The organism is Corallococcus praedator, assembly GCF_003612125.1.
GTDB lineage: Bacteria > Myxococcota > Myxococcia > Myxococcales > Myxococcaceae > Corallococcus > Corallococcus praedator.
In genome coordinates this window covers 1-13,174 of sequence record NZ_RAWI01000266.1, presented here as the reverse complement: position 1 = coordinate 13,174, position 13,174 = coordinate 1, and the positions used below count along the sequence as shown (strand labels likewise).

The following is a 13,174-nucleotide window of genomic DNA, read 5'->3' as shown; positions in this document are numbered from 1 at the left end:
GGCATGGGCGTGTCTCTTGAGGGAGCGGGGATGGGGGAAACCTACATCGGGACGGGACGGCGTTGCGGGCCAACGGTCCAAGAGGGCCCGGTCTTCCCTGAAAGGAACGGTGGGAGCGCATTCCCACGGTGGGGCCAGCGCTCTAAGATGGCGGTCGCTTCAACCTGGACCCATCCATGCCTCCTCGCCGTCCATCACCGTCGTCGCGTTCGGGCACCGGCCGTTCCGGTGGCTCGACGGCGGAACGCCGTCCCAAGTCCTCCTCTGGAGGCGATTCCCGCCGCGTGGCCGTCCCGGACGAGGACTGGTCCGCGCCCCCGTCGGGCGAGGACGGTCCGGACGACGGCGGGGACCCGGAGCTGTACGGAGAGGCGGAGCCGCAGCGCTCGCGCACGGGGGAGACGCGGGTGGCGTCCGTGGCGGACGTGCGTCCGGACCCGGAGGAGGCCTCCGAGGAGGAGGACGAGGACAACTCGGAGACGACGCGCGCCGGGCCCCCGGTGCTGGTGCTGGTGCTGGACGGGCCCGACAAGGGGCGCAAGAAGCGCTTCAAGGGCGTGCGCATGGTGCTGGGGCGCAGCAAGGACTGCGACTTCGCCCTGGGCGACCAGACGGTGTCCCGGCGCCACATCGAGCTGGTGTACGGCGCCAGCGGCGTGGTGATGCGCGACCTGGGCGGCATCAGCGGCACCCAGGTGAACGACCAGAAGGTGGACGAGTGCATCCTCAAGCACGGGGATGAGATCTCCGTGGGCAAGACGCGCCTGAGGTTCGTGGACGAAGGCGAGCTCATCAAGGAGATGCGCGCCAAGGCGGAGTCCGGTGAGGAGGAGCCGGAGAAGAAGAAGGAAGAGGAGAAGAAGGACCCGCGCCTGGATGAGAAGACGAACGCGAACTACAAGCTCGCGGACCTGATGCGCGACGAGAAGGCGCGCAAGTCGGGCGTGCCCCGTCCGCGCCCGGTGCGCTCCTCGGCGCGCGAGGGCATCAAGTTCGACTTCAAGATGAAGGTGGGCGCCGCCGTCGCCGGCCTGGTGGTGGTGCTGATGATGGTGGGCCTGGCGACGTCAGGACGCGGTGGGCCCCCGCCGCCGCCGCCGGAGGACCCGGGCCTGAAGCGCGCCACGGAGCTGATGCAGAAGGCGCGCGACAAGGTGCGTGACGGCGAGTACCCGGACGCCGTGCGCTTCGCCGCGGAGGCGGAGAAGGCGCACGCGGGCATCGACGCGGACGGCGTGGGCAAGGGCGCGCAGCGGCTGCAGGACGTCGTGGAGGGCTTCAAGGAGATCCGGGGGCTCATCGCGGAGAACAAGTACGACGACGCGCGCGCCCGGCTGAAGGACCTGCCCGAGGGCACCGCGCGGACGGACGCGGAGCGCGACGAGCTCAAGGTGGACCTGGAGACGAAGGAGCAGGCCTACCACGTCGGGCTGTTGGAGACGGCGCTGACGGCGCGCGACGCGGAGCAGGCCCGCACGCTCATCCCGCTGCTCGTCGAAGCCACGCGGCCCCCGTACGAGACGCGGCTGGCGGAGCTGGACGCGGCGCTCGCGAAGGAGGCGGCGCAGGCGGTGCGGCAGGCCGGCTACCAGAAGGCCGCGGCGGCGGAGAGCGCGAAGCAGCGCCGGGCGCAGTACGTGGAGCAGGCCTTCGAGGACGTGGAGCGCCGGTTCAACGGCGGTGACTTCCAGCGCGCGACGCTGGAGGTGGACCGGGTGATGGAGAAGTACCGGGCGGAGGCCGACGTGCAGGCCCGGGCCCGCAACCTCAAGAAGCTCATCCCCCAGTTCCGCTCGGCCTTCGAGGAAGGCCAGAAGAAGTACGAGAGCAACGCGCTGGAGGCCTCCGTGAAGCCCCTGCGCCGCGCGGCGGAGGTGTACCGGCAGATCGGCTTCGCGGGTTCGCTGGGGGACACGCTCGACAACGAGCTGGCGTCCGCGTCCGTGGCGGCGGGGCAGTCCGCCTTCAAGCGCAAGGAGTACCCGGTGGCGGGCCGCAGCTTCCGCGAGGCCCTGCGGCTCAACCCCGGCGACTCGCGCGCGCGCACCGGGCTGGACGAGCTGCAGAAGAAGGTGGAAGAGCTGTACCTGTCGGCGTACATCGCTCGCGACCGCGACCCCGCGCTGGCGAAGGAGCAGTTCAAGATCGTCATCGAGGCGTCCGCGGAAGGCTCGGACGTGAAGCGCAAGGCGGAGATGGCGCTGAGCGAGCTGCAGAAGTCCGACGGTTCGTAGCATCCCCCAGGGGCCGCTTCCCGCGCGGTGGGGGCGGGCGGCCCCGTGGGTTTTCCTGATCGTTGTCGCGGTCTGTCTTGGAGACACTGGATGAGTGAGTCGTCGTTGCGTGAGCTGGGCATGGACCTGTTCGAGGAGCGCCAGTTCGAGCGCGCCCTCGCCGCCTTCGCGGAGGCCGTGCGCCGCGTGCCCGCGGACCACCGCTCGCGCATGCTGGCATCCCGGTGTCTGGCGGAGCTGGGCGAGCGCGAGCGCGCCGTCACCGCGTACCACGCGTGCGCGGAGGGCCTCTTGCGCCGCGACTACCTCTTGAGCGCGATGGCCGCTTGCAAGCTGGCGCTGGAGCTGTCGCCCAACGAGCGGCGCCTGAAGGAGACGCTGGCCCGCGTGCACTCGCGCGCCGCGCGCCACGCCAAGGGCCGCGCCGCGGTGCCGCCGCCGCTGCCGCCGGAGCACCTGTACGACGGCAAGGTGGACACGGACCTGATGGGCCTGCTGGGCGAGGAGCTGTCCAACCGCGCCATTGAAGTGCTGGCCGCGCCGGACACCGGCGGCACCGCCGACCCCCAGGGCCGTCCGCCGCTGCCGCTGTTCGCGGACCTGGACCGGGACGCGTTCCTGGACCTGGTGGGGCGCATGGTGTGGCGCACCATCAAGGCCGAGGAGGTCATCAGCCGCGAAGGTGAACCGGGCGACCACCTGTACGTGCTGGTCGCGGGCAAGGCGGAGGTGACGCGCAAGGCGGACGGTGAGGACCACACCCTGGGCTTCCTGGGCGGCGGCTCCATCTTCGGAGAGCTGGCGCTGCTGACGGGCGCGGCGCCCACGGCGACGGTGACGGCGGTGTCGGACTCGGAGGTTTTCGAAATCCGCCGCGAGCACCTCAACGCGGTGGCCAAGAGCCACCCGGCGGTGCCGCAGCTGCTGGCGGACTTCGCCCAGCAGCGCATGATGCGCAACCTGATGGCGAACTCGCCCCTGTTCCAGCAGCTGCCGGAATCGGAGCGGGGCGCGCTCTTCCAGCGCTTCACCTTCCGGCCCCTCCAGGCCGGCGAGAAGGTGCTGGTGGAGGGCGAGCACTCGCCGGGGCTCTTCCTGGTGCTGGCCGGAGAGCTGGTGGTGCAGAAGGAGGACCCCGCGGGCGGCGTGGTGACGCTGGGCGTGCTGCGCGAGGGCGAGGTGGCGGGAGAGATTTCGCTGCTCACGGGCCTGAGGGCCACGGCCACGGTGCTGGTGCCGCGCAAGACGGCGGCGGCGTACCTGGAGCGCAACGCCTTCCACCAACTGGTGCAGGCCTTCCCCAACATCCGCACGTACCTGGAGCAGCTGTCCGACCGGCGCCTGAAGCAGATTGGTGAGGCGCTGCGGCCGCTGGAGATCATCGACGCGGACGACATGATGCTGGAGCCGGAAACCGGGGCGGCCTGAGATGGTGGTGACGCGCTCGCGGGTGGTGAGCGGCATGGCGGCGCTGGTCGCCGCTGGGCTGGTGCTCTTCCTCTGGCCCCGGGAGGAGCCGGGGGTGAAGGACGCGGTCACCCGGCGCATCATCGCGATGACGCGCTCCGCGGAGGAGAAGGACGTCGGCGGGGTGATGGACGGCGTGTCCGAGCGCTTCAAGACGACGGACGGCTGGAGCCGCCAGGACGTGCACCGCATCCTGGCCGCGCAGGTGTTGCGCGGTCAGTGGGTGCGCATCTTCACCACCGACATCGAAGTGCGCGAGGTGACGCCCACGCAGGCCGAGTTCCAGGCGCGCTTCATCTTCGGCCGCTCGCAGGCGGACAAGCTGGAGGACCTGGCGCGCGACAGCGTCCTCAACGCCTACTCCATCGAAGGCATCTTCGAGAAGGAAGCCGACGGGGAGTGGCGCGTGATGAAGGCGAAGCAGCGCCGGTTGGACCCCTCCGAGCTGCTGTAGCGCCTTTCGCTGGCTCCATCGCCCGAAGCGCCACGATGTGGTGCGGGCGGGGCGAAGCCTCGCGGGTGGAGCGGCCCCGCGCCGCTGTCACTCCCACCGCGTTACTGCTGCGCCTGGAACAGGGGCCCTGCCTCGTTGAGCCACGCCTTGGCCATGGCGGGCTGTCCGGACGTCTCCAGGCGCTTCTTGATGTCGTTGGCGCGCGTGGCGATGAGCTCCGGGGGCGTGCCCTGGGCCCGGGCGCGCATGAGGGCGAAGTAGTGCTGCTGGCACCCGGCGGCGAACTCGCCCTGGGCGAAGAGCAACTCACCCAGCGCCGCGTACGCCTCCGGCATGCTGCCCGCGCCGGTGTCCGGGGCCACGGCGGACAGCAGCGTCCGGGCGCCCTCGAAGTCCTTGCGCGCGAGCAGCAGCGCGCCCTTGGCGTACTGCGCCCGCGCGAGGCCCACGCCCCGTGCCGCGAGCGCCTTGTCGTAGGCCGCGAGCGCGTCGTCCTGCCGGCCCGCCTGCTCCATCACGCCGCCGCGCGACAGCCAGTACCGGTCGTCCCGGTCCAACGCGGCCACGGACTTGCCGTCCGCCGTCGTCACCTTCACCTCGCGGAAGGTCTTCTCGTAGGCCTCCAGCAGCGCCAGCGCTCCCGCGCCGTCCCCCTGCGCCTGGAGCAGCCGCGCGCCATCCAGGGCCAGCAGGGGCGCGGTGGGGTGCTTCGCCACCGCCGCCTCGAAGGCCGCGCGGGCTTCCGGCGCGTGCTTCGCCGCCAGCGCGCGGGCCCGGGTGAAGAGGGCGTAGTGCTCGTCCGGAAAGGCCTTCAGCGCCGCGTCCGTCAGGGGCAGCGCCTCGTCGGGCGCGCCCCTGGCCAGCGCCACCTCCGCCTGCGCCACCGCGATGCGGGCCTGGAGCGCGGGCGTCAGCTCCTTGCCGCGCGTGCGCAATTCCTCCAGCGTCGCCTTCACGGTGTCCGGATTGCGTCCCGCGTAGAGCTGCGCCAGCACGGACGTCACCTTCGCCAGCAGGTGGTCCGGGTTCGCGGCGGTGGCCCGGGAGAAGGCCTCCGCCGCCTGGGGGAACAGCCCCTCGTCGAGCAGCGCCTCGCCATAGGCCGTGGAGAAGCGCGGGTCCCTCCACGCCGCTTCCGCCGCGTGCGCGAAGGCCTGCCGGGCCTCGGAGAGCCGTCCCTGGCGCTGCAGCAGCCGGGCCTGGGCCAGCGTCAGCTTGGGGCTGTTGGCGCCCTGGGCCTTGAGCTCCTCCAGCAGCTTCTGCGCCTCGGCCGTCTTGCCCTCGCCGACGAGCAGCAGCACGCGCGCGCCGTAGCGCTCACCGGAGCGCGAGCCCATGGCCTCCGCGCGGTCCAACTGCTCGCGGGCCTTCGCGTCCGCGCCGGGCTGGTGATGCTCCAGCCACAGCACGGTCTGGATGTCGGCGGACAGGGCGCGCGCGTCGCGCGAGTCGGGGGAGAGCGCGAAGAGCGTCTCCAACTGCTGCTGCGCCATGGCCAGGTCGCTGGGGTTGCCCTTCAGCGCCGCGGCGCGGGCCGCGCGCAGGTGCGCGTCCACCTCCTGCCGCACCTGCCCCCGGTGGACGTACCAGGCGACCGCCGCCGCGAGCACCACCGCGACGACGCCAATCTGGAGCAGCGCACTGCCCAGGCCTTCGCGACGCTTCCAGTCACCGCGACCCGACGTGTCCATGGGTGGCCTCTCGCGCAAATATTGAAGATTTTCAGACAGTTATGCGAAGTAGGACGGGCATGGACAGATAGGTCCGCCCTCCCGGGGTGTCAACGGGGGGAGGCTGTCCGCAGGCGAGGCGACAAGCCCTGGAGGCACGCGATGGCGGTCTACACGACACTTCCCCCCGAGGCATTCACCCGCGTGGCGGACGCATACGGCCTGGGGACCGTGCGCGGGATGACGCCCATTCCGCAGGGCTCCATCAACACCAACCACCGGCTGGAGACGGACGCGGGCCGCGTCTTCGTGCGCCACACCACGGTGCGCTCGCCCGACGACCTGCGCTTCGAGGCCGCGCTCCTGGAGCACCTGGCGCGCGCGCACTTCCCGGCGCCGGTGCTGCTCGTGCCGACAGGCCCCGAGCCCTTCCTGGAGATGCACGGCGGAAGGATCAGCGTCTTCAAGTGGCTTCCGGGCGAGGAGTTCACCCGGGCCCAGCTGACGCCGGACGTGCTGGAGCGCCTGGGCGCGGAGCTGGGAAAGCTGCACCGCCTCACGCAGTTCTTCGGAGGCTCGCGCGACAACCCCTACGGCCCGGAGGTGGTGAAGGGCTGGCTCTCAGGGCTGCGGCTGCGGCCGGAGCCGGAGCTGGCGGCGGTGGCGCGGGAGCTGGAAGGACTGCTTGCGCGCGCGGAGGCTGAACACCAGGGACTGGAGCCCCGGGGCGTCATCCACGCGGACCTCTTCCTGGACAACGTGAAGTGGCTGGGCGACCGCGTGGGCGCCTTCTTCGACTTCGAGATGGCGTGCGTGGACGCGTACACCCGCGATGTCGCCATCACCCTGAACGCGTGGTGCTTCGAAGGCAGCTACCAGCCCGAGCTGTGCCAGGCCTTCCTGCGCGGCTACCAGGATGCCCGGCCGCTGGCGGAGGTGGAGAAGGCCGCGCTCTTCGGCCACGCGCTCTACGGCGCGGTGCGCTTCACCACGAGCCGCATCCGCGACTACCACCTGTCCACGCTGGGCGCGGACAAGCTCGCGCCCAAGGACTACCGCACGTACCTGTCCCGCGCGCGGGCCCTGGGTGGCATGGGGCCGGACGGGCTGCGCGCGCTGGTCGGCGTGTGACGGCCTAGATGCCGGAGACGATCTTCCACTCGCCGTCGACCTTCTGGAACACCATCTGCTCCAGCTCCGAGTCCTGCTGGGGCCGGGCGTTGAGGCCCGGCATGCGCCAGGACGCGTTCCAGTAGTAGATGGCGTAGGCGACCTCTTCGTCCTCGCGGACCTCCACGCGGCGGACGTTGATCTCCACCTTGGGGCTCTGCAGCTTCGTGAAGAGCGCCTGCAGGTGGGGCCCCATGTTGGCGGCGGTGAGGTCGTCTTCAGGGTCCTCGGTGCCGCCGTCGTCGCGGAACTTCGGGGACACCAGGGCCTGGATGGCCTTCGCGTCGCGGGCCTCGAGGGCCGCGCGGTAGCGCTCCATCACGGCGATGATGGCGCGGGTGTCGTCGGTGTCCTGCAACTCCGTGCCGGGGATGCGCTTCGGGGCGCACGCGGCCAGGAGGAAGACGGCGCAGAGGGCGAGGAAGCGGTTGTGCATGGCGGGGCCTTATGGGTTCAACCGCATGGGTGTCAACCCATTCCCAGGCCCCGCCGCCGATGCGCGCTTTGACTATTTGGCGCGGATGACTTCAGCGATGAAGCGGTTGAGCACGGGCACCTCGTTGTCGAGGATCTTCAGGCCCTCGGACTCGATGACCTTCTCACCGATGAAGGCCACGGCCTTGAGCAGGAAGGGCAGCTTGAGCGAAATCTCCCCGTCCATGGTGCGCTCCGTCTGGCCGTTGCCCAGGTCGCGCAGCCGCAGCACGCCCGTGTTCACCATCATCTTGGAGATGGTCTGGGACGTGGGCGTGTTGGTGAACGACAGCTCCTTCTTGCGCTTGTCGTAGGTGGACGTCTCGATGAAGGCGAACCACTCCGGCGGGACCTTCTTGGTGCCGATGGTGGCGATGACGGGCTTGGGGCGGTAGCGGACGCGGCGGTTCACGCGGTCCCCGTCCACCTTCACCTCCAGGGGCTGCAACTCCAACAGCACGCCGTGGTGCTGGAGGAGGAACGGGAAGTAGCGCTCGTCGAGGAGCGCGCGCTCCACTTCATCCACCGTGCCCTGGATCCGCTGCTGCTTGACGAACCGCATGCTCCGTCCACCTCCGGAATGTGTCGCCCGCGTCTAGCGGAAAGCCTGACGCGGCACCAGGGGTCCTCGAAAGGTCGTCTGCTCGAAGTCACATCGCTCGCGCCACTCGGTGGCGACCGCACGGAAGGCGGCGCCGTAGTCCGGAAGTGCACCGACTTCATGCCGCACGGCGCCGCAGTCGCCCGCCAGGTAGGCGGCTTCAATCTTCAGCCGCGTGGCCTCCCGGCGGATGGCCTCCGGCAGCGCGGTGTCCGCCAGGGCACGTTGCAGCTGATCCGCCGCGAGTGCCGGCGCACCCACCTGGTGCAGCCGCCGACCCAACAGGTAGCGCAGCCACGGGTCCTGCGGTGAGAGCAGCAGGGCGCGATCCAACAACAGCAGGCGCAGCTCCTCCTGGGGCGCGCGGAAGTACGCCTCGATGGGGGCCCGGCGAGACGGGGTCTCCAGCGCGGCCAGCTTCACCTGCGCGGTGCGCGTCAGCTCCGGCCCGGCGTTCTGCGCGAGCGCGCTCTGGAGGAACGCGCGCGACGCATCCAGGTTGTCCAGGTGCAGGGCCACATCCGCGCGGGCCACGGCCACCTCCGCGGCGAGCGTGGGCCGGTCCTTCACCTGCTCGGCGAGCGAGGCCAGCACCCCGGCCGCGTCGGCGGAGCGCTCCATCGCGTCCAGGGCGGCGGCCTGTCCCAACTGGAAGGAGGGCTCCTCCGGCTGGAGGGCGGCGGCGCGCTGGAAGCGGACCAGGGCTTCCTGCGGATCGCTGGCGAGCGCGTCGCGGGCGGAGTCCGACAGCCGGGCCACCTCGCGGGCGCAGGCGCGGGAGAAGAGGCTGCCCGCGCGGAAGCGGGCGAAGGCGCGCGCCAGCGTGGACTCATCCAGGGGCAGCGCGTCCAGGGTGCGCTCCCATTCGGTGACGAGCGCGTCCAGGGGCTGGCCGTAGGCGGCGTTGAAGTCCGCGTGCGCGTAGACGGCCCGCAGCTTGTCCGCGCCGTAGGTGTCCGCCAGGTAGCGCAGGAACGAGCCCGCCACGGTGTACGCGCGCGCCGGGGCGGACTGGTAGAAGCCCTTGGGCCCCATGAGGTCGCGCATGTCCGGGGCCATGCCCTGCCGGCGCATGCCCGCGGCCCACTGGTGCAGGGTGAGCTCGCCCTGCACCGGGTCGTCCGCGGCCACGGCGAGTCCTTCGATGACGCCCATGAGCGGCCACACGCCCAGGCGGGTGGTGACGCGGAAGAATCCCGCGCCGGCGGGGGCCGCCATCACGTGCGCCAGCTCATGGTGCAGCACGGAGTGGGGGAAGGGCTTGTCCTGGATGTGCAGCTCGGTGCGCCAGGGCTTGGCGAACTGGGTGCGGCCCGCGCCCACCAGCCGCTGCTTCTCGTCCTCGGAGCGGTAGAGCCACACGCGCACGCGCTCCGTGGGGGCCACGCCCAGGAAGCGCGCCGTCTGGGCGAAGCGGAACTCCAGGTCCCTCGCCATCCGGTCCACGTCCTCGCGGGACTTGCCGCGCGGGTAGTGCAGGACGAAGTGCTCCGTCTCCCGCACGCCGCCCAGCTGCTCCGCCAGGTACGCGTCCGTCATGCGCAGGCCCAGCTGCGGCGCGCGCGCCTCCAGCATCCAGATGCCCACCGCGCAGAGCGCGACGATTCCCAGGCTGCCCACGCGCGCGCCCTTGAGGGCCAGCCTCCCGGTGCGCACGTCCAGCAGCGCCATGGAGAGCCCCGCGAACGCGCCCGCCCACAGCAGCGTCTCCACGCGGAACCAGCCCAGCGCGGCCGTCATCTGGAGGGCCTCGTCGTAGAGCGGGCCGGGCAGGTGGCCCAGGAAGACGTTGAAGGCGAACACCTGGGGCCCGAAGACGATGGGCACCACCGTGACGACCAGGGACGCGAAGAGGAGCAGGGCGTACAGCCCCGCCGCGCCCCGGGGGCGGCCCGTGGCGAAGCCCAGGAAGACGCCCGCGGCGGAGGCGAGCACGGCGGAGGGCACGGTGAGCAGGGGGTAGAAGCCCGCCAGTTCGAAGGGGTCGCACGCGGTGCGGAAGCGGGCGAAGAGCAGGGCGCACACGAAGGGGGGGATGAGCACCCCCAGGTTCAGGACGACGCTTGCGCCCAGGGCGCGGCCCACGGCGGTTCCGGGCAGGGCGGACGCTTCCGCCAGGGCGGGCCGGGGCAGGGCGCCGGTGAGGATGCGGCGCTCCTGGGAGGCGGCGGCGATGCCCGTCCCTCCCCCGAGCAGGCCGACGGCGATGGCCAGGGCGAGGCCCAGCTCGAAGCCGGGGACCCCGAAAAGCGGGAGCAGGACGAGGGCCGACCCCCCACCGGCGAGCAGCAGCACGGTGGCCAGGACGGCCGGACGGCCCAACAGACCTCTGGCGCGGGGGAGGACTTGCCGCATGGTGTCCCCTATACTCCCCGGCCGCATGTCCGAACAGAAGAGCGGATCCGAACTGCGCACCCATGGTCGTGCGCCCATCGAGCTGAAGGTCGACTACAAGAAGCTCAATTCGTTCTTCGCCGACTACACGAAGAACATCAGCAAGGGCGGTACCTTCATCAAGACGAAGAAGCCGCTGCCCATCGGCACGCGCTTCCTCTTCAAGCTGACGGTGCCGCACCGCGAGGCCCCCTTCGAACTGTTGGGCGAGGTCGTCTGGTCCAAGGGTGACGCGGAGGAGCCCGGCATGGGCATCCGCTTCATCTACAGCAGCGAGTCCCAGCGGGTGGACTTCGAGACGCTGGTGGAGCGCCTGATGTCCGACAGCCTGGGCTCCGAGCTGACGGAGAAGCTGCTCAACAAGCCCCTGCATCCCCAGCACCCATGAGCCCGCGTTTCGCGATGGCGCTGTGCACGCTGGCGCTCGTGGGCGGCGCGTGCCAGGAAGCGCCCGCCGCACCTCCGAAGCCCGCGCCCGCCGCCCCGCGAGCGCGCCCGAAGGACGTGGCGGCGGAGGACTTCGTGATGCCAGTGTTGCCGCGCGCGCACGTGCGGCTGAAGGACGCCTACGGGGGCGTGCACCGCGTGGAGGTGGAGGTCGCCGCCACCGCGGATGCGCGCACGCGCGGGCTGATGTGGCGCAAGGCGCTGCCCGCCGGGCAGGGCATGCTCTTCCTCTTCCCGGAGGAGGAGGTGCGGGGCTTCTGGATGCGCAACACGCTCATCCCGCTGGACATGCTCTTCATCACCTCCGAGCACCGCATCGTCGGCATCATCGAGAACGCGGAGCCGCGCACGCTGATGAACCGCTCGGTGGGCATCCCCAGCCAGTACGTGCTGGAGGTCCCCGGCGGCTGGTGTCAGGCGAAGGGCATCGTCCGGGGCGGCACGGTGGAGTTCGAGAACGTGAGCACCCTCCCCATCACGCCCTGAGCCTGACCGCGCGGCGGCTACCCCTCCGACGCGGGCTGGAACAGGAACGTGCTGGCGTGCGACTCGCCCGACAGCGCCTTCACCTTCTTGCGCAGGGTCGCGGCGACGGCGGACAGCTCCGCGGGGTGGGGTGACGGGGACAGGCCCCGCTGGTCCACCGCCGCCAGGCTCAGCGTCACCGGCACCATGGGCGTGCCCGGCGCGTCACTCGCGCTGAAGCCTCCGCGTCGCAGGTCCTCCGGTCCGTACAGAGGGACCCGCTCCGCGTCGAAGCGCTGACAGAGCTTTTGCAGCACCTCGGGGGACACGCCTTCGGGACACACGAGCACGAAGTCGTCGCCGCCCACGTGGCCCAGGTGCGAACCGGGCGGCAGCAGGTGCAGGCACTCCGACAGCAGATTCGCTGTGTGACGGATGACGCGGTCTCCCTGGAGGAAGCCGTAGCGGTCGTTGTACGCCTCGAAGTGGTCCAGGTCGCCGTAGATGATGGTGAACGCGCTGCCCTGGAGCGCGGCGCGGATCCACCGTTCAATCATCCGGCTGCCGGGCAGGTCCGTGAGCGGATGCGCGCCGGTGGCCGCGTGCTGCTCCAGGTCCGAAGCGCGCGCGATGAGCTGCTTCATCGTCACCGTGCCCAGGAAGTGGCCCTGCGCGTCCGTCACCACCACCGGGTCGTAGACGGACTCAGGGGGACGGCGCATCGCCATGCGGGCCAGGGCGGTGATGGCCGTGGCGTCCTCCACCACCATCAGCGCGTCGGGCGCGCCGTCCGCGAGCGCCGGGGTTTCGTCGGCGGAGGAGCCTCCCCACCGCGCGTAGAAGCTCCGCCGCGTCACCACCGCGCGCGGCTGTTCGCCGTCCAGCAGCACGACATGGTCCTCGCCCGGCGTGCGGCGGAAGAGCCGATCCAACTCCACCGCGGGCGATGCTCCCGGCGCGCACGGGGGACGGATGATCATGCTGCCCACCGTCTCGTCGTCCTCGAACTCGCGGTGATTCAGCGCGCGGATGGCCTCGCGGCAGCGCTCGGCGAAGTCCTCGCCCGGACGCTGGGGCACGTTCGCCGGACGCGCCAGCAGGTAGCCCTGCGCGTGCCGGATGCCCAGGCGCAAGAGCACGGCCAGCTCGTTCCACGTCTCCACGCCCTCGGCGATGAGCACCGCGTCCACGCGCTGCGCGAAGGCGACCAGCGACTTCACCAGGTGCTGCCGGTACGTGTGCAGGTGGATGTCCCGCACCAGCGCCTGATCCAACTTGATGAAGTCCGGCGCGCTGTGCACCAGCGTCACCAGTCCGGAGTGCCCCGCGCCGAAGTCGTCCAGCGCGATGCCGAAGCCCTGCTCCGAGTACCGCCGCGCGAGCATGCGCAGCTGCTCCGTGTCCTCGAAGGTGCTGCGCTCGGTGATTTCGAGCACGATCTGCCGCGGACTGAGGCCATGCGTGCGAAGCAGCTCCAGCGTGGACGCGCCGCCGAAGCGCTCGTCGCTCAGCACATCCGGGCTGACGTTGAAGAAGAAGGGCCCGCGCCGCTGCTCCTGCGGCAGCGTGGCGATGCGGCGCACCGCCGCGGTCCAGCACGCCCGCTCCAACTCGAAGGTGAACCCCTCCACGCGCGCGCGGTTGAAGAGTTCGTTGGGGGACTCCACCGGACCCAGGCCACGCGACAACACCTCGTGGCCAAGCACCTCGCCACTGAGCAGATCGACGATGGGCTGGAAGACGGTGGCGACCCTCGGCTCGTCACCGTTCCACAGCCAGGGAGGTGGCGGGCCGGGCT

11 protein-coding genes are annotated in these 13,174 nt (G+C 71.2%); 6 read left to right on the top strand and 5 right to left on the bottom strand.

The genetic code is table 11. The annotated features are described in order from the left end of the window. Positions 1-284: 284 nt before the first annotated feature. The 3 genes from D7Y13_RS28115 to D7Y13_RS28105 all read left to right on the top strand — a co-directional run bounded on the left by D7Y13_RS28115 (position 285) and on the right by D7Y13_RS28105 (position 4,155). Positions 285-2,234 (top strand): FHA domain-containing protein, encoded by a 1,950-nt coding sequence (locus D7Y13_RS28115; RefSeq protein ID WP_233595776.1) that lies wholly within the window; start codon positions 285-287, stop codon positions 2,232-2,234. Positions 2,235-2,324: 90 nt separating this feature from the next. Then, positions 2,325-3,662 carry a cyclic nucleotide-binding domain-containing protein gene (locus tag D7Y13_RS28110; protein WP_120535502.1) on the top strand — a complete coding sequence of 446 codons (1,338 nt, stop codon included), beginning with the start codon at positions 2,325-2,327 and terminating at the stop codon, positions 3,660-3,662. A gap of 1 nt (position 3,663) precedes the next feature. Next, on the top strand, positions 3,664-4,155 hold the full coding sequence (locus D7Y13_RS28105; RefSeq protein ID WP_120535501.1) for a hypothetical protein: 492 nt from the start codon (positions 3,664-3,666) through the stop codon (positions 4,153-4,155). 101 nt (positions 4,156-4,256) lie between these two features. Here the strand turns inward: D7Y13_RS28105 and D7Y13_RS28100 are convergent, their stop codons facing one another. Then, the gene (locus tag D7Y13_RS28100; protein ID WP_120584857.1) at positions 4,257-5,846 is read right to left on the bottom strand and encodes a tetratricopeptide repeat protein; all 1,590 of its coding nucleotides are present in this window, start codon (positions 5,844-5,846) and stop codon (positions 4,257-4,259) included. A gap of 141 nt (positions 5,847-5,987) precedes the next feature. On the opposite strand from D7Y13_RS28100, the gene D7Y13_RS28095 reads away from it, so the two are divergent. Then, positions 5,988-6,956 carry a homoserine kinase gene (locus D7Y13_RS28095; RefSeq protein WP_120584856.1) on the top strand — a complete coding sequence of 323 codons (969 nt, stop codon included), beginning with the start codon at positions 5,988-5,990 and terminating at the stop codon, positions 6,954-6,956. A 4-nt stretch (positions 6,957-6,960) separates the two neighbouring features. Here the strand turns inward: D7Y13_RS28095 and D7Y13_RS28090 are convergent, their stop codons facing one another. The 3 genes from D7Y13_RS28090 to D7Y13_RS28080 all read right to left on the bottom strand — a co-directional run bounded on the left by D7Y13_RS28090 (position 6,961) and on the right by D7Y13_RS28080 (position 10,425). Next, positions 6,961-7,431, bottom strand: a complete 471-nt coding sequence (locus D7Y13_RS28090; protein ID WP_120535498.1) for a nuclear transport factor 2 family protein — start codon at positions 7,429-7,431, stop codon at positions 6,961-6,963. Positions 7,432-7,503: 72 nt separating this feature from the next. Continuing rightward, positions 7,504-8,031, bottom strand: coding sequence for an SRPBCC family protein (locus D7Y13_RS28085; protein WP_120535497.1), 528 nt, complete (start codon positions 8,029-8,031; stop codon positions 7,504-7,506). A gap of 33 nt (positions 8,032-8,064) precedes the next feature. Beyond that, positions 8,065-10,425: a hypothetical protein gene (locus D7Y13_RS28080; RefSeq protein WP_199732870.1), complete on the bottom strand. Its 2,361-nt coding sequence runs from the start codon at positions 10,423-10,425 to the stop codon at positions 8,065-8,067. Positions 10,426-10,450: 25 nt separating this feature from the next. On the opposite strand from D7Y13_RS28080, the gene D7Y13_RS28075 reads away from it, so the two are divergent. Next, complete coding sequence (locus tag D7Y13_RS28075) at positions 10,451-10,852, top strand: TIGR02266 family protein (RefSeq protein ID WP_120535495.1); 402 nt, start codon at positions 10,451-10,453, stop codon at positions 10,850-10,852. Next, complete coding sequence (locus D7Y13_RS28070; RefSeq protein WP_233595775.1) at positions 10,849-11,397, top strand: DUF192 domain-containing protein; 549 nt, start codon at positions 10,849-10,851, stop codon at positions 11,395-11,397. The genes D7Y13_RS28075 and D7Y13_RS28070 overlap by 4 nt, the downstream gene beginning before the upstream one ends. 17 nt (positions 11,398-11,414) lie before the next feature. Here D7Y13_RS28070 and D7Y13_RS28065 read toward each other — a convergent pair. Then, positions 11,415-13,174, bottom strand: a 1,760-nt coding sequence (locus D7Y13_RS28065) for a GGDEF domain-containing protein (protein ID WP_158626171.1), incomplete at its 5' end; no start/stop codon positions are given.

Bases quoted from the DNA above. Each gene is read 5' to 3' on its own strand.
- D7Y13_RS28110 (WP_120535502.1), top strand. From the start codon at position 2,325: ATGAGTGAGTCGTCGTTGCGTGAGCTGGGCATGGACCTGTTCGAGGAG.
- D7Y13_RS28075 (WP_120535495.1), top strand. From the start codon at position 10,451: ATGTCCGAACAGAAGAGCGGATCCGAACTGCGCACCCATGGTCGTGCG.
- D7Y13_RS28090 (WP_120535498.1), bottom strand. From the start codon at position 7,431: ATGCACAACCGCTTCCTCGCCCTCTGCGCCGTCTTCCTCCTGGCCGCG.
- D7Y13_RS28105 (WP_120535501.1), top strand. From the start codon at position 3,664: ATGGTGGTGACGCGCTCGCGGGTGGTGAGCGGCATGGCGGCGCTGGTC.
- D7Y13_RS28095 (WP_120584856.1), top strand. From the start codon at position 5,988: ATGGCGGTCTACACGACACTTCCCCCCGAGGCATTCACCCGCGTGGCG.
- D7Y13_RS28100 (WP_120584857.1), bottom strand. From the start codon at position 5,846: ATGGACACGTCGGGTCGCGGTGACTGGAAGCGTCGCGAAGGCCTGGGC.
- D7Y13_RS28085 (WP_120535497.1), bottom strand. From the start codon at position 8,031: ATGCGGTTCGTCAAGCAGCAGCGGATCCAGGGCACGGTGGATGAAGTG.
- D7Y13_RS28070 (WP_233595775.1), top strand. From the start codon at position 10,849: ATGAGCCCGCGTTTCGCGATGGCGCTGTGCACGCTGGCGCTCGTGGGC.
- D7Y13_RS28080 (WP_199732870.1), bottom strand. From the start codon at position 10,425: ATGCGGCAAGTCCTCCCCCGCGCCAGAGGTCTGTTGGGCCGTCCGGCC.